At 66.2% G+C, this 15,631-nt stretch carries 13 protein-coding genes; 7 read left to right on the forward strand and 6 right to left on the reverse strand.

Annotated elements, in window-relative coordinates:
* Positions 1–40: 40 nt before the first annotated feature.
* Positions 41–2,707: a cell wall-binding repeat-containing protein gene (locus ACOGJB_RS10055; RefSeq protein ID WP_419837013.1), complete on the reverse strand. Its 2,667-nt coding sequence runs from the start codon at positions 2,705–2,707 to the stop codon at positions 41–43.
* Between the two features lie 307 nt (positions 2,708–3,014).
* Here ACOGJB_RS10055 and ACOGJB_RS10060 point away from each other — a divergent pair, with 307 nt between their 5' ends.
* The gene (locus ACOGJB_RS10060; protein ID WP_419837014.1) at positions 3,015–3,731 is read left to right on the forward strand and encodes a DUF3800 domain-containing protein; all 717 of its coding nucleotides are present in this window, start codon (positions 3,015–3,017) and stop codon (positions 3,729–3,731) included.
* 162 nt (positions 3,732–3,893) lie between these two features.
* Here the strand turns inward: ACOGJB_RS10060 and ACOGJB_RS10065 are convergent, their stop codons facing one another.
* Together ACOGJB_RS10065 and ACOGJB_RS10070 are read right to left on the reverse strand one after the other, a co-directional pair.
* Positions 3,894–4,457, reverse strand: a complete 564-nt coding sequence (locus ACOGJB_RS10065; RefSeq protein WP_419837015.1) for a DUF2335 domain-containing protein — start codon at positions 4,455–4,457, stop codon at positions 3,894–3,896.
* A 487-nt stretch (positions 4,458–4,944) separates the two neighbouring features.
* The gene (locus ACOGJB_RS10070) at positions 4,945–6,237 is read right to left on the reverse strand and encodes an ISL3 family transposase (protein WP_419837016.1); all 1,293 of its coding nucleotides are present in this window, start codon (positions 6,235–6,237) and stop codon (positions 4,945–4,947) included.
* A gap of 107 nt (positions 6,238–6,344) precedes the next feature.
* Here ACOGJB_RS10070 and ACOGJB_RS10075 point away from each other — a divergent pair, with 107 nt between their 5' ends.
* A complete protein-coding gene (locus ACOGJB_RS10075; RefSeq protein WP_419840712.1) occupies positions 6,345–6,833 on the forward strand; it encodes a transposase in 489 nt (162 codons plus the stop codon).
* A 687-nt stretch (positions 6,834–7,520) separates the two neighbouring features.
* Here the strand turns inward: ACOGJB_RS10075 and ACOGJB_RS10080 are convergent.
* The 3 genes from ACOGJB_RS10080 to ACOGJB_RS10090 form a co-directional block, all read right to left on the reverse strand.
* Entirely contained in the window at positions 7,521–9,173 is a 1,653-nt protein-coding gene (locus ACOGJB_RS10080) for a hypothetical protein (RefSeq protein ID WP_419837017.1), read from the reverse strand.
* Between the two features lie 49 nt (positions 9,174–9,222).
* Entirely contained in the window at positions 9,223–9,927 is a 705-nt protein-coding gene (locus tag ACOGJB_RS10085) for a DUF6338 family protein (RefSeq protein WP_419837018.1), read from the reverse strand.
* Between the two features lie 359 nt (positions 9,928–10,286).
* Positions 10,287–12,509 (reverse strand): hypothetical protein, encoded by a 2,223-nt coding sequence (locus ACOGJB_RS10090; protein WP_419837019.1) that lies wholly within the window; start codon positions 12,507–12,509, stop codon positions 10,287–10,289.
* Positions 12,510–13,091: 582 nt separating this feature from the next.
* Here ACOGJB_RS10090 and ACOGJB_RS10095 point away from each other — a divergent pair.
* The 5 genes from ACOGJB_RS10095 (at position 13,092) to ACOGJB_RS10115 (ending at position 15,360) form a co-directional block, all read left to right on the forward strand.
* Positions 13,092–13,313, forward strand: a complete 222-nt coding sequence (locus ACOGJB_RS10095; protein WP_419837020.1) for a hypothetical protein — start codon at positions 13,092–13,094, stop codon at positions 13,311–13,313.
* Complete coding sequence (locus ACOGJB_RS10100; protein WP_419837021.1) at positions 13,310–13,669, forward strand: hypothetical protein; 360 nt, start codon at positions 13,310–13,312, stop codon at positions 13,667–13,669. The genes ACOGJB_RS10095 and ACOGJB_RS10100 overlap by 4 nt, the downstream gene beginning before the upstream one ends.
* Positions 13,670–13,695: 26 nt before the next feature.
* On the forward strand, positions 13,696–13,866 hold the full coding sequence (locus tag ACOGJB_RS10105) for a hypothetical protein (protein ID WP_419837022.1): 171 nt from the start codon (positions 13,696–13,698) through the stop codon (positions 13,864–13,866).
* 582 nt (positions 13,867–14,448) lie between these two features.
* Positions 14,449–14,859 carry a hypothetical protein gene (locus ACOGJB_RS10110; protein ID WP_419837023.1) on the forward strand — a complete coding sequence of 137 codons (411 nt, stop codon included), beginning with the start codon at positions 14,449–14,451 and terminating at the stop codon, positions 14,857–14,859.
* 24 nt (positions 14,860–14,883) lie between these two features.
* Complete coding sequence (locus ACOGJB_RS10115) at positions 14,884–15,360, forward strand: TIR domain-containing protein (protein ID WP_419837024.1); 477 nt, start codon at positions 14,884–14,886, stop codon at positions 15,358–15,360.
* The last annotated feature ends 271 nt before the right edge of the window (positions 15,361–15,631 follow it).

The following is a 15,631-nucleotide window of genomic DNA, read 5'->3' on the forward strand; positions in this document are numbered from 1 at the left end:
TGCCGTCTGTCCGGTTGGGGCCGTGTGTGCAGCAGGTTCGCTAGTTGTGGGCCTTGACGCTGCTGGACACCGCGATGCGGTTCTCGCTGTTGGCGTTCTTGTCTTCCTCGACCGGGTCATGGGTGCCCGATGTCGGGGCGGCGTCGGCCGCGTAGCCCAGAGCAACCGCCTGAGTCTCGATGATCGCCGGGACCGGTGGGTTCGCTGTGGTGTCGGCGGTCTGGCCTTCGTGGCCGGCGGCGGTGTCGACGAGATCGCGTGCCATGGGCAGCAGGCCCGCCACAGCGGTCTCGCCCTCATAGCGCACCTTCTTCGTCGGACCCGTCACAGCCGTCTGACCGGTGGAGGCCATGGACAGGCCGCCCGCGGCCGGGGTGCCGGCCTCTCCGGAGGCGTCGGCGCCGATGACGGCGTCGGTGTTGTCCACCTTCGCCCGTGCCGCTGCTGCGGCCAGCAGGTCCCTCAGCAGCGCATCGTGCGCGTCCGCGTCAACCGCCGAGATGTACCGGTTGAAGTTGACCTCGATCGCGAACTGGGTGCGGCCCGCGTTCGTCGGCGCCGCCGAGACGTTCCTGTTCGCGTTGGTGACCGCCAGCGGCGTCCTGGTCGTGCCAGAGCACGGCAGCGCCACAGCGAAACGGCTGTCGAAGTCTTCGTTGGCCCTCAGCGCCGCGACCAAGTCGTGCACGGTGGCCGCGCCGTTCACGAACCGCACCGTCGCCCGCTTGCCCTTGGTGTCGACGCGCACGTCGATGTCCAGCGGCTTGGAGGCCATGTAGGTGCTCGCCGTGTCGAACACGACCCTCCACGCGTTGCCCGCAGCACCCGCAGCGTCGCCGGCGGCCTTCGCTGTGATCGTGACCGCGTTCGCCGCGTCCGAGGCAGTGGTCGCGTCGGCAGCCGTCGCCGGCAGCGTCCACGAGTTGAGCGCGGAGTGCTTGAGCCCGCTCATCAGCACCGAACTGATCCTCGGGCTCGCCTCAGCCTCGATCGCGGTCCCCGGCTTCGCCGAGCTCAGATTCCCCGCACGGTCCTTGACCCTGCTGGACTTGAGCACCAGCCGGTCCCCGGCCACCAACGGGTTCGTCAGCGACACCGTCGTCGTGAACGACGTGGTGGGCTCACCGCCCGTCTCGGCAGGGATGGCGGCGGTGCCGAAGGCCGACACCGGGTCGACGGTGCTCGACGACGAAGTGCTCGTCGAGCCAGCGCCGCGCGTGCAGGCGAAGCCCGCCGCGGTCAGCGTGTCAGGGGCCAGCCCGCCCGGATCGGTGACCGTCAGCGTGAACGCGTCCGCGCCCGGCGACGAGCCGGACCTCGGCGACGCGATGCCGATGATCGAAACCTGAGGCCTGCCGGTGTCCTTCGGCGCTGCCTGCACCGTCGTCGAGGCCGGCACCACGGTGCGCTGATCCTCATCAGTGCCCAGCTTGAGCGTCGAGGACGCGATCGAGATCACGTCCCCGGCCGACAGCCCTTGCCCCAACGCCACATACACGACATTGTCCGCGCAGCCGCCGCCGGTCACGCCGGTCACCGCCGAGGTCACCACGGCGGGAATGCCGTTGACCTCGATCATGTCCCGCAGAGCCGTCGTCACAGCGAGCCCGCCGCCGTCGGCGGCGTCACTGCCGCTGGTCACGTCGCCGCTGAAATACAGCGCGAACACAGCGGTGCCGGTCTGGGGCCGCACCGGGTCGTCCGCGTCGGTGACCCCGTCACGGTTGTTGTCGCCCTCGAGTGCATCGGTCGTCGGGTTGTTGCCCGCGCCGATCTGCACCGTGAGCGCGCCCGACGACGACGACGCCTCGACCGCGGCGTCCATCACCGACTGGCTCACCGCAGCCGTGCCGCCCACCGCGACGATGCCCAGATTCAGACTGATGCCGCCGACCGCCTTCGGCGTCGCCGCCAGATAATCGCGCACCGACGCCGGCAGCGTGCCGTCGACGATCAACGGCGTCACCAAAGCACCGCCGGTCAGGCTCGACGCCAGCACAGGCGCCGCAGCAACACCGTCAGGGTTGCCGCGCACCAGCACCACACGGTCCGTCGAAACCGGCGCCAAGTCGTCGCCGCAGCCGTTGTTGGCCAACTGCGCCAACGCAACCGACACAGCAGCAGCCGAATCGCCCTCGACCCGGCTCACGGTATCGACGCCCAGCGTGGTCAGCGCAGAAACAACATCAGCCGACACCGCATCGGTGCCGCCGACGATCTGCACAAGCTCCACATCGTTCTCGGAGATGAACTCAGCAGCCGCGTCAGGCAACTCGCCGGCCGCGGTCATCAGCAACGGCAACTGCAAACGGTACGCAGTGGTCTGCACCGCCACACCGAAAGCCAAAGCAACAGAACTGCCGTTGATCAGCACCGCGCTCACCGCGTCGGTGCCGCACCACGACGAATCGGTGTCGACCATCGTGTCGCCCGAAGCAACAAACGCCGCAGGCACAGCACCCAAGCCGCCCTTCTCGGCGGCGAAGTTCTTCGCCAGGCGCAACGCAGTGTCATAACGATCCTGACCGGCGAACTCACGGGCCATCGCCGTGGCCGCGTTGCCGTCATGATCGACCTTCACTTCGCTGGCCGTGTTTGCGGCTTGAGCCGGCGAGCCCGCCACTACCGCAAGCACCGATGCCATAAGCATCGCCGCCAGGATCGCTGCGAAGGAACGCCTGCCACGCCGCTTCGTGTGAGTAGTCAAGGCTACGTTTCTCCTTGTTCGGCTCCTTTCGGGTCCTGACAGCGCTCTCAACGGCCGTTCAAGGAGCTTCCGGATCGTGCCGATCACGCCTCCCAGGCGCCACGCAGCAACGCGTTGCTGCGACACCCATCTCGGCTGTGCGAGCGCGAGAGCGGTCACGCGTGTGGCCGCGTTGATGCGTCGTGATTGGGCCGTGTAGAGTTTGCTCAGCGGAGAGGACCGACGTATCCGGTGCCGTGAGCTTGCTCCTCTGCTGACTCGCAGAACGTGCCGCGCTTCGGCGGGGCACGGACGCGCAGGGGGACAGTTGTACCTGTGCTTCGTCGACGAATCCGGAACCCACGGCGGCAGCCCCGTGCCGGCGGTCGGGGGCATCATCGTTCACGAAGAGGACCCATGGCACCTGCAACAGCGTCTTGACTCGTTCCTGTTCGGCAAGCTTCATCCGCTCGGACACGACCACACTCAATTCGAATTGCACGCCACCGAGCTTCGCAATGGCACCAAGCAGTGGGCGAAGCTCGACTGGCCCGACCGGCAGCGGATTCTTGCGGGCGCCTACGGCGCTCTGGCCGGCTATGCCCCCGTCAGCCCCGCCTTGCCGTGGCGGCTCATCGGGGCTGTCACAGAACGAAACCCGCAGGGTCACAAACTCCGCGCCTGCGAACTGCTGACGAAGAAGCTCGACGACTTCGCAGGCCGCGTGAGCCGCAGCGGCCACCAGCAACGCGGGTCGATCATCCATGACCGCAGCGGTGTCGAAGGCACGCTGCAGAGCTGGACGAATCAGTGGCGCATCGCAAGCAGCTCGCTCGGCCGGCTCAGGAACCTTGCCGACGTGCCGCTGTTCGCTGACTCCCGTGCCACACGAGCACTCCAGGCAGCCGACCTCGTCGCGTATGCGCTCTACCGGTACTACTCAAGGCCGGGAGGCACACGCGACGACAGGTATGTGCATCGCCTCTGGCGGCAGTTCGACGCAGACGACGGGCGAATACATGGCCTCATCCACAACAGCTCGTAATTCGAGCGGTGCGACTGCCCCGCGTGCGTCAGCCGTCGATGAACGCTCCCGGCCCTGCCTGGCGAACCGCTTCGCTCGGCGCTCCAGATCACGCTGCAACCGGCTCAAACGACGAGATGACGAGCTTGGCAGATGGGCTGCCTGTGGATTAGGGGTCATGCGCTAGTCGCCGCTACGACGATCCTTGCGTGCGCGACGTGTCCCCATCGCTGATTCGTACATCAGCGCGCCGATAACCAAGTCTGCGAATCCCACGCCAACACCGAGCAACGCTTCCCCACGGACAATCACGACAATCGCGACAGCGATGATGCCAGCAAATACGACTCCGGCGATCAGCGGTGCCCACTTGATGACAGCGAGAAGAATGTCTTCAACCGCCTCGCGGCGCCTGTCTTCCATTTGGTGCTGATGCGCGAATTCTGCTTCCGCCATCGACAGGATTCGGTCGGCAGCACCCGGATAAGCGGCTTCGTAGGCAGCGAACGCCTCCGGGTCGGGCAGCGGGCCAGCCCGGAATTCCAAACTCATCCGGTGACGTTCTTCGATTACCTCAGTAACGTCGTCAACCGGTTCGCCATCGACTATCTCGGCGTCTCCAGCGTCGTCGGGTTCGATCTCCCCGTTGGGCGACTCGGCGGACCTTAGTTCGTCACCGGGCACGAGACGAGTCGGGGTGCTCTTCTCTGTATCGGGCAATGGCGATGCTGAGATTCCCTTCGACACGGCGAGCGACCCTCTGTGCTCGGTCCCCAGCTACAGGCCACGTTTCTCGGACAAGGGCGCTCAGATCGTAGTCCTCGCGGTAGCTGCGCCTGAGATCACCAGCCAATTCGGCCGTTGCGGTGCGACGGGAAACGCTTGCTCTGGATGTCACCTGACCCCCTCCGGTTTGCGGGATACCAGTATCTCATGGCTCCGAACTATTCCACAGCCACGGCGCGAGATGGAAGGAATTTCTATCACGGCGATGCCGACCTCGCTCAAATCGAGCCGAGCAGCGTCGTAGCAGTGGCAGATGCCGCGCAGGCGATGGTCAGTCCTGATCCTCACGGGAGTCCGTGTCGTAGCGCCATTCGTCAGACTTGCGTTGCGGACTCGACTCCGCCGGCTGGACGGGCTGTCGGGCAATGTGATCAGTCTGTACGCGAAGGGGCTGACGGCCGGGGAGATCCAGGCTCATCTCGAGGAGATCTATGAGGCTCTTCGCGCTTTAGCGTGGGGTGAGGGTGTCGAGCAGGGTCCAGTCGGGTTTGCCTGCATACAGCAGGACTCGGATGCGGTAGTGGTCGAAGTTGGTGACGCCGAACGACACTCGCTTGATCAGCTTCGCCAGGTTGTTCGCCGCTTCGGTCGGCCCGTTGGTCACCTGTGAGCGGTGCCAGTTGGTGATCTGTTCCCGCCAGGTGCGAAGCGTGCGGCCGAGCTTGTTCAGCTCCGGTGAGAATGTGTCGTCTCGCAGGTCGCGGGACAGCTCGTCGATGGCTTCGAGGGCGACCTCGTGGTCTGGGATCGTGTAGGTCATGCGGAGGGTCTCTTTGGCGTGCCAGGCGTCGCGGACCTCGCCGTGGGGGTCGCCGGCTGCGAGCAGGCCGCGCAGCTTGGCGTTGCCGCGTTCGGTGACGCGTTCGTGTGCCTTGAGCAGCAGCCGCCGTATCCGATACAGCGGGTCGTCTTTGGTGCCGCGTCCGCCGGTGGTCTCGTTCTGGACGCGTCTGCGCACCTGGTCGACGGTGCTGTTGGCGAGCTTGACGACATGGAACGGGTCGGCGACCTGGATCGCTTTGGGCAGCGCGTCGGTGAACGCCTTGCGGTACGGGCCTGACAGGTCCATGACTGCCCAGCGCACCCGGGCTCGCCATCTCGACGTGCGTCCCTGGATCCATCTGGTGGCGCCCTTGGCGCTCTTGCCAGCGACTATGTCGAGCAGCTTGCCTGTGCCGGCGTCCACGATGGTGGTGCCCCAGTGCTGCTCGCGGTACCGGCCGCGTCGGAACATCAAGATCTCGTCGAGACCCAAAGCGGTCACGCCGTCAATGCGGCCGTCATCGGCTTCGAGCAGCGCTCGGCCCCAACGCTGCACCGCAGCCATCGCGGTATGCCAGTTGCACCCCAGCTCGGCAGCGATCTCTTTGATCGCGCGTCCCGCACCCGCCCCGCGAGTCGCCCAGCGAGCAGCCCGGCTGGTCATGCGCCCCCTGGGCGGCGCGATGGCGGGCTGCTGATCGGTGAACGTGCGCACCGCACAGCCCTGATGCGGACACAGCCAGCGCTGCTTGCGCCACACCAGCTTCACCGCCCGACCGAACGCCGGCAGATCCGCCAGGCGCACCTCGCTGGCGCCGTGACGATGCACCTTGGCGCCGCAGCCCCCACAGCACGGCCGGTCCGTCAGCGCTATCTCGACCTCGAGCGGGCCGCCGCGGCGGCCCCGCACATCGAGCACCGCGACGCCCGGACCCAGACCGACGATCAGCAACAACGCACGCGTAAGGTCAACAGCCACAGGGATCCTCCCGGATCGGGGTAACAAAGCACCTCCGATTCTGGGGGATCCCTCCCTATCCAGCCGGGACCCTCACCGCACTACCCCACGCGGAAACGCGAAGCGCCATCTATGACACCTCGGTGAGCCGGGAGACGATCTCGGAGATCACCGAGGGGATCGTCTCTGACATGGCGGCGTGGCAGAACCGCACCGCTCGATCCGGTCTATGCGGTGCTGGGTTCGACGCGATCGTCGTCAAGGCCCTTGACTCCCAGGTCGCCAACAGGCCCGTGTATGTCGCTATCGGCGTGGATCTTGCCGGCGAACGCGACGTGTTGGGCATGTGGCTGGGCCCGTCAGGCGGCGAGGGCGCCGAGCAGTGGGCGACGATGCCGGCCGAGCTGCGCAACCGGGGTCTCGCCGACGCGTCGGGTCGTGGGGCCTGTCAGACGCTCCCTTGGCGAGCGGCGAGTGCGTCAGCGCTTCGTCGGGCGTGTTCGTCGCGTCGCATCGGGCGGATGACACGTCGGGCGAGACACGCGACTCGGAGGCCGCGGACCGGCCCGGCGGTGTCGCTGTCGACGCGGTTCTCCAAGGCGAACGCGACGTGCTGAGGGCAGCCTGCCGAGTCCTGCGCCCGACATCCCTGCAAGTCACCCGGCGTCGAGGCCGATTCGGTCTGCGACCCGCAGCGCGAGCAGGGACTCCACCCCTGCCGGTGGACACTCACAGATCAGGAAAACCAGCAAGCGAGTCTGAGGAGAGCTCCATGAGGGTCGGCGAACTCGCCGCAGGCCGCGCCGAAGTCCGTGTCGCACACCTTGCATCTGGTGCCGCGAACGTCGATGTGGGCTCGTCGATGCAGGCTCGACGTGCCCACGCGCTGCGCTCATGGCGGTCGGCCGCGACCGTCTTGACTGCCCCCTCGGGTGCTGCTCAGCCGACTGCGGCGCCATGCGATAGCAGCGCTGCCTTGTCGCCTGCGGCGATTCGGCTCTCGGGTCGGCCGCCGGCCGCCTCCGATGTCCTGCGATGGTGGGTGTCCGGTACGAGACATATACGCCGCGATCGCGGGTCGCCGAGCTGGGTGAAATGGTGCTCGCACTCCGGGAACGGTGTCTGAGGCAATCGCCGGTCGCCTCCTGGCCATGGCGGTGACGCTGAACCCTTCGACAAGCTCGTTGGAACGCGGACGCGAAGGAGCCCCGGGGTGGGTGCCCCGGGGCTCTTTCGTTGTCGGCCTTCGCTGTTGGGCCAGCAGGGCTGGCCGGACGGTTCGGGCCGTCTGTGCAGCCGGCTCGCTAGTTGCGGGCCTTGATGCTGCTGGTTTGGGAGATGCGGACCTGCGAAGCGCCGTTGCGGCCTTGGTCGACTTTCGCGTTGGCCGCTGTGGTGTTGACGTCGGCAGCGAAACCGTTCGCGACCGGCGGCACCGCGGGCCGGTAGTTGGTCTCCACAGCAGTGGTGCCCGGGTTGTCGGCTTGGAGCCGTGCCCCGGCGTCAGTGGTGATCAGGTCACGTGCCTTGGGCAGGTTCTTCACCAAGGCGGTCTCGCCCTCATAACGCACGATCCTCGCCGGCGCAGCGAAACCGTCGGACGGATCGGATGCGGAAAGGCCGAGGCCGCCACCGGCAGTGCCGGCGGTGATGGTGCCGTCGTCGGCGATGGTGCCCCCATCGACGTCAGCACGGATGCCGCTGGCGTCGTTGGTGGTGCCCGCACGGTGAGCTGCGTTGGCCAGCACGTCGGCCAGCAGAGCCTCGTGGCTGACGCTGTCGACGTAACCGTTGAACCGGACCTCGATCGCGAACTGGGTGCGGCCTGTGCCGTTGGAGGCAGCCACGACATCGCGTGGAGGCGTTTCGCCTGTCACCAGGCCCAGCGCAATCGCGGACCCATGGCCGCCGTTGGGCCCGGCGGTCGCCGCCTCACTGCAGTCGGCGAAGCCCGCGGAGAAGCGCGCGTCGAAGTCGGCGTTCGCCTCCAAAGCGGCGAGCAGGTCGCCCAACGTGGCTGTCGCGGGGCCGTTCACGAACCGCACCGTCACCCGCTGGCCCCTGGTGTCGACGCGCACGTCGATGTCCAGCGGCTTGGCTGCACTGTGAGTGCTGACCCGGTCGAACACCATCGTCCAGCCGTTGCCCGCAGCCCCAGCAGCGTCGCCGTCGGCCTTGGCCCGGATCGTGATCCCGGCACCGTCGGTTGCGACGCCGCCGACGAGCCCGTCGGGCACCGGCCACGAGTTCTGCACGCTGTGCTTGAGGCTGCTCATCAGCACCGAGGTGATGCGCGGGCTCGCCTGCGGCCTGATCGCCGTGCCCGAGGTCCCCGCGTTGCCGTTGGCCAGCGGGCGGGCCGTGTCGCTGATCACGCCCGGCTTGACGACAAGCCTGTCACCCACCGCCAAAGGACGGCCGATCTCCACCGTCGCCGCGAAGCGCTTGTTGGACTCCGCGGTGGTCGCCGTGTGAGTGACCCCGTTCGCCGAGATGACGTTCGTTGTTGTGGTTCCCACGCCCGCCGCCGGCACGAAGGTGAAGTCATCAGCATCGAGGCTGCTGTTTGCGGCCATCACCGGGAACCCGCCGGCGTCGCTGAAGGTCACCGCGAAGCCGTTGACATCCTGGTTGGTCACACCGGTTGCTGCTGTGCCGTCCGCGTTCGCGGGCGCAATGGCAAGAACCGTCACCGCGGGCCGCGTGCGATCAGCAGGCGGAGCCTGCACCGTCGCCGAGGCCGGCTCAACAGTGCGCCTGTCGCTGCCGGTGCCGAATGTATGAGTCGCGTGACGCACGACCGAGATCGTGTCGCCGCTGCGCAGATGCTGACCAAGCGTCACGTCGATCCTGCGCTGGTCGCACACCCGGCCAGGGTTCGCCGTCGCAGCCAACACCACCGCCGGGACGCCGTTGATCTCGATGATGTCCTGCAGCTTCGCCAAATCAGGCTCCACATCATCACTGAAATATCGCACCGCCCCACAGACTCATGAATAGTCAGGGCTAGTTGCCGGATTCGGCAGGCTCCGATTCTGAGACATAGATGACGTGCAGGGTTCGTATTTGCCGTGCCGAGACCACTAACCGTTGCACTTGGTCCAAATACCCGTAGTCGGTCTCGCTACTGCTGACCGGTATGCGAAACAAGGGTGGGGCCAGCACGATGTCTCGGTCTGCGGATTCCTCTGTCTCGGTGCTGTACCACGACAGCTCGCCGCCGACGTGGTGTCCGTCCTCCAATTCGCACAGCACGTACACCGACGCATTCTCTGGAACTTGATCGTGGAACACGCGATGCCACGCTGAAGCGTCGATGACGACTGGCGCAGCCCACTTCAACACCCCGTCCGGTAGCCACAGGCGATGCGCAGCAAGCCAAGCCAACAGGCCAGCTGCCAGAGCTATCAACCCGACCCACGCGAGCACCCACAACAGCCGCGTGTCGTCAGCAAGCAGGTAATGACGCGGTTCGAGAATTAGGGCTCGTGGGTCCGGGCTGTGACCGCCGATCCAAGAAACCTGCCGCAACACGCCAAAGATCGCCAGCGCAACTGCCGTGAACGCGAAGGCGGCAACAATGACCTGCATGGTCTCCATCAACCGCGACGCTCGCGCCATTGGCACTTGGCGTCGTCGTGTCAGGTTGTAGACATATCCGGGGATCAGGACAATGCCGAGCGACAACAGCCCAGCTATCGAGCTGAACACGAAAGCGCTGTCGTCAGTCGGATTCAGAACTGCTGGATGGTGGCGACGACGGCGCTGGCTGCGATTCGGACTGTGGACCCCAAGGCGGAGAACTCACAGCTTCAGGAGGCGGCGGCGGATTCGGCGGAGCCTGTCCGTGCCGATACTGGATCTCCGGTGAACACCGTGTGCGTGCCATAGTCACAGCGTAGCCCGCTGACAGCGGCCCCACCTCACGGCACATTCCATCTGCCGACACGCCCAAGCGCGGACGCGAAGGAGCCCCGGGGCGGGTGCCCCGGGGCTCTTTCGTGTTGGCCTTTTGCCGTTCGGGCGGCGGTGCCGTCTGTCCGGTTCAGGCCGGTTGTGCTGTCAGTCCCTCAGGGTGTCTTGACGCTGCTGGACATGGTGATGCGTCGCTGGCTCGCGCCATTGAGGTCTTCATCGACCCGGTCCTGCGCTGTGTCGACCACGTCGGTGGTGCCCGGTGCTGGGGCGTCAGCGGCGTAGCCGGTCGCGACGCCTGCGTCGGCGATGATTGCCGCGAACGCCGGGGGACCGGTGATGGCGCTTTGCGCGTCGTTGCCTGCTGCGGTCTCCACGAGATCGCGTGCGCGGGGCACGAACCGCACCAGAGCGGTCTCGAACTCATAGCGCACCGACTGCGTCGGCGGCGTCGAAGCCGTCACCGTCTCCGACAACGACGGGCTCTCGGCCGACAGGTCATCGACGATGGTCAAAGCGCCGCCCGCGGCAGTGCCCGAACCGCCCGCAGCATCGACGTTGAGCCGTGTGAACCCTGCTTCGAGCGTCTCAGACGCCGACGCCCGGGTGCGCACCGCGGTGGCTGCGAGCACGTCTGTCAACAGGTTGGTGTTGCGGACCTCGCTGACGAACGCGTTGAAGCCCGCCTCGATCGCGAACTGGGTGCGGCCAGCGCCGTCAGCAGCGACCGAGGCGTTGCGGGCCGCGAGCAGGCCCAACGGGGTGGTGGCCCTGCCTGTCTGGCAGTTCGCGAAGCCCGCGGAGAACCGTGCGTCGAACTCGGCGTTGGCTTTCAACGCAGCGAGCAGATCGCCCAAAGTGGCAGTCGCGGGGCCGCTGTTGAACCGCACCGTGACCCGCTGGCCTCTGGTGTCGACGCGCACGTCGATGTCCAGCGGCTTCGCGGCGCTGAAGGTGCTGGCCCGGTCGAACACCATCGTCCAGCCGTTGCCCGCAGCGCCCGCAGCATCACCGGAGCCCTTCGCGTTGATCGAGATCGCATGATCGGTGGCAGCGCCGCCCACGACCGCGGCCGGGACCGTCCAGCCGGCATGCGCGGAGTGCTTCAGATCGCTCATCAGCACCGTGCGCACAACCGGGCTCGCCTGCGCCCTGAACGCCGACCCCGACGTCCCCGCGGACACGTTGCCGTCAGCGTCACTAACAGCGCCCGGCGAGATGATCAGCCGATCGCCGGGCACCAGCGCACGACCCAGATCCACAGTCGCCGTGGCCTCGCCCGCGGTGTGGCTCACCGACGGCGACGGCACCGCAGCGCCGCCGGACCCAGCGACGACCCGAACCTCAGCCCCGGTCAGCACCGCAGTGCCCGCAATGGCGCCGCTGTCGTCGGAGAAACTGACGTGGAACTCTTGGTCGGCGTTGTCCACAGACGTGCCCGCGATGCCCACGATCGAGATCGCAGGCCGCGTGCGGTCCGCCGCCTTGGCCTGCACCGTCGCCGACGCAGGCGCGACAGTGCGCTGATCGGTACCGGTGCCGAACTTGGCGTCCGACGCGACCACCGAGATCACATCGCCGGCACGCAGATGCTGGCCCAGCGTCACATCGATCCTGGACTTGTCGCACGCACCCCCAGTCGAGCTCGTCGCCGCGGCCAGCACCACAGCCGGCACGCCGTTGATCTCGATGATGTCCTGCAACCGCGGCACATCAGGCTCCACGCTGTCACTGAAATACAGCGTGAACACCGGGCCGGCCTCGCTGCCGTCAGAGGCGGAGATCTCGGTGGCCGTGTCAGGCCGCACCGGGTCGTCCGCGTTGGTCACCGCGTCGTTGTTGGTGTTCGTCGCAGCGCCGATCCGCACGCTCAGCGCATCCGCCGACGACGCCGCCGCGACAGCCGCGTCCATCGTCGCCGCGGTGACCGCAGCAGTGCCGCCCACAGCCACAATGCCCAAGTTCAGCCTGGCCCCGGCGATGTCCTGCGGCGTCGCCGCCAGATAATCGCGCACCACGCCCGGCAGGCTGTCGCCCACCACCAGCGGCGGCACCAGATAGCCGTTCGACAAGCTCGACGCCAGCACCGGAGCAGCGACCACGCCGTCCGGGTTGCCGCGCACCAAAGCCACCCGGTCGCCCGACACCAGACCGAGGTCGTCGCCGCAGCCGTCGTTCGCCAGCCCAGCCAAAGCGACTGACACCGCAGCAGCAGAATCGCCCTCCACACGGTCCACGGTGTCCACGCCCAACGTCGTCAGCGCAGACGCCACATCCGCCGACACAGCGCCGGCACCGCCGACGATCTGCACATGCTCAATGTCGTTGGCGCTGATGAAATCAGCCGTCGCGTCACACAGCTCATCACCAGCAGTCATCAAAACAGGCAACTGCAGCCGATACGAGACCGTCTGAACCGCGACACCGAACGGCATCATGTCAGCAGCGCCGTTGATCAGCACCGCGCTCGCCGCATCGGTATCGCATCGAACCGCAAGCGCGCTTCGGCCTCAATCACATCGCCGGCGCTGCCGGACCCGATGCGCGCCGCGGCGGCAGTCATTTCGGCAGCAAATGCCTCAGCGCCCCGCGGGACGAATCTTTGCTGCGGCCCACCGGCACTCGAACCGCTCTCGCCGTGCTGCGCGAGACCTGTGCGCGACGCTCTGACCTGCGGGTTTGACCGAAACGAGTTCCGAATCCAACGTTCGCATGCTCGGCACTTGCTGGGCTTGAAGCTGCGGGGTTAGGCGAGCGCCCAACCCCGCAGACCGCTGCTCGCCGGACCAGTGTCTGCGTCTCGTATCGCAATTCCAAGAGCATCTGTTCGCTGGTTGCCTGTGGGCAGTGATCTCTCTGGGGGCGCTGCAAGGTCTAGCCCGAAGGCATGAGGCGCCTGCATCCGCGTACCCTTACGGGCGCGGTGCAGGCCGCGATTCAAGGAGGGTAGGGTGCGCGTCATGGCGAAGAACATCAGTCCTCGGACCGGATACCTATTCGCTACACCGAGCAGTTTGCACGGTGCCGCCCGAGTGTTCGACTTCTGGGGCGTTTACGACGAGTACAACTTGGACGAGTCGCCAGATCGCGATCTGGCGACCGCAGTCCTCCAGGATTGGCTGGTCTTGGCGGACGACGCGGCAGGCTTACTCACGCCGACGCCAGTCATCACGTCCGAGTGAGCGAATCCGGGTCCTCGGACGAGGACGACGAATCATCGGCTAAGCGTCAACCGCGGCCGCTTCCGGAGGTGTCGGGCGCTGACGCGGTTTTAGACGCTGAGGACAAGCCGAGGGCAGACGCATCGCTGCCCGCTATCTCGATCAATCAGCGGATCAGCCAAGTTCAGTTGTTGATTCCGTCGCTCATTGAGGCTGTCGGCGACCTCGCCGACAGACACAAGGATCTCGCTGTCACGATCATGGACGACATCATCGAAAAGGCGAAGCACCGAGAGAAGATCGAGACGGCCGTCGTGAACGGGAACAGCCGACGGGCGGATCGGGCCAGATTCTCTCGTGGATCATTGCCGCCATAGCACTCGTCTTCGGTTTCGTTCTGCTCATGACCGATCGCAGCGCCGCCGGCATCGTTTTCCTAGTCGGGGCAATTGGCCCGCTGGTCGGCGTCAACATCTTCGGCCGCATCAGCAGCAAGCGTGAACGCCTCGAGAAGACGGCGATGGCATTGGCTCCAGCTGTCGGCGAGCCTTCCCCGACGGACGAGAATCGCTAGCAGCATGCTGGAATATGCAGCTTTGGCCGGAAGCACACAACCCTGACCTGCGGGTTTGCGTCCGACAACCACGGCGAACTCCACTGGTGGTTGCTGTGTCGAACAACCGGTCATCATGACCGATCACTCGCAACCACCAGTGGAGCCCGCCGAGGTAGGCATGTCAACAATGGAGAAAATGGCGTTGTCATGCGGCGATGTGCATCACGGCGACCAGTTCGGATTACTCGTCAACAACGGGCGCAGCGGACGGCCGGTCGAGGCGTGCAGTTCGGACGGCCGGTCCGCAGACAACGCGGTCGTGCAGTCGAGCCGACGGGCAAGTCGGCGCCGGTGACGATGACCGGTACGTCGAGCGTTTCGACGTCGGGTGAGTCGGCGGGAACATCGACCGCGACATCCCCCAAGCGCTCACAACCGGCCTCGCCTACGCGCTGGTCGTGTGCTGCGACAGCCTGCGGGGCCTGCCCTCGGCAAGCCGGGCGACTTGGCCGACGGACTGTCCGAATTGGACAGTCCTCCGATGTGCGAGGCGGCTGTGTGACGCCGAGTGCCCGTCTCCCCTCCTGAAAGGAAGCTGCTATGTCTGACGCGACCAACAAACAGGTACACCTCCAGATGATTCAAGGCACCATTTCGCGTCTCGCGCATCAGAGCGCGAGCGTGAAGCGGTGGTACATGGTGACGTGGGCCGCGCTGGTCGCGTTCACGTTGTCGCGCAGTGAGCCATCGGAGACCGCATGGTGGCTGATTGCACTTCTGTCGACCTACCTAGGGTTGTCGGCTTGGCTGCTGGACGGTTTCTATCTGCGGGAAGAGCGGCGGTTTCGGGCGCTGTACGATGAGGCTCGCGAGAAGGACCAGACGACTTTCAGCATGAGACTCGATGAGCCGGCGAAGAACGGTGCTTGGCACAAGACTCTGTTTTCGTGGTCGCTGTCGCTTTTCTACCTACCGCTTATCGCCCTTCACGTCGTCACCACCGCGACGTAGTAAGCGACCAAACAGGAAGGTCAGATGGCATACCGGAACGTGTTCTTCAGCTTCGAGTGGAACACCGACGTGTGGCGCGCCATGATCGTGCGCAATTGCGGACAGCTGTACGGAGCGCACTCCGCCGGTTTCCGTCCAGCGTCGGAGATCGAGGAAGTCAAGCGTCGAGGGGAGGACGCGATACGGCGATGGATCGATTCGCAGCTCGAAGGCACAACGGTGACGGTGGTTCTTCTCGGTGCCACCACGAACCAGAGCAAGTGGGTGAACTATGAGTGCGGCGCAAGCCTTCGGCGCGAGAACGGGATCGTGCTGATCGACATCAGCTCCATTCCCGACCGCAACGGCCATCTGACGACATTCGGCGGGTTGCCAGATGGTTGGTCGACGACCTCGTCGGGGGCGACGAGTCCGTACCTATTCGAGACGTGGGACACCCGGCACAGCCCTCAGCAATTCGGCACATGGGTGGAGCAGGCAGCGCGGAACGTCGGAAAGTAAGCGGACAGACGCGGACGCCTCGACTAGCCCTGATTATTCACGAGTCGGGCCTGTCAGACGCTCCCTTGTCAAGCGGCGAGGGGGTGGAGGCCAACCGGAGACGGCGGTCCACTGACCGGGCTGATGCCCCGACTGCCGATGGGTGGCCCCGGTCTCTCGGGCCTGCCGACAATGCTGCTTCGGCCCCCGAGGACGCGTGATACCGAAGCCATCGACTTCGAAGTCGTCTCGAGGCACTGTTTCACGCACTCTGCCGCCAGCGTCGTTGTCC

The sequence above is a fragment of the Candidatus Poriferisodalis sp. genome, from assembly GCF_965208895.1.
In the GTDB taxonomy this organism is placed as follows: domain Bacteria; phylum Actinomycetota; class Acidimicrobiia; order Acidimicrobiales; family Poriferisodalaceae; genus Poriferisodalis.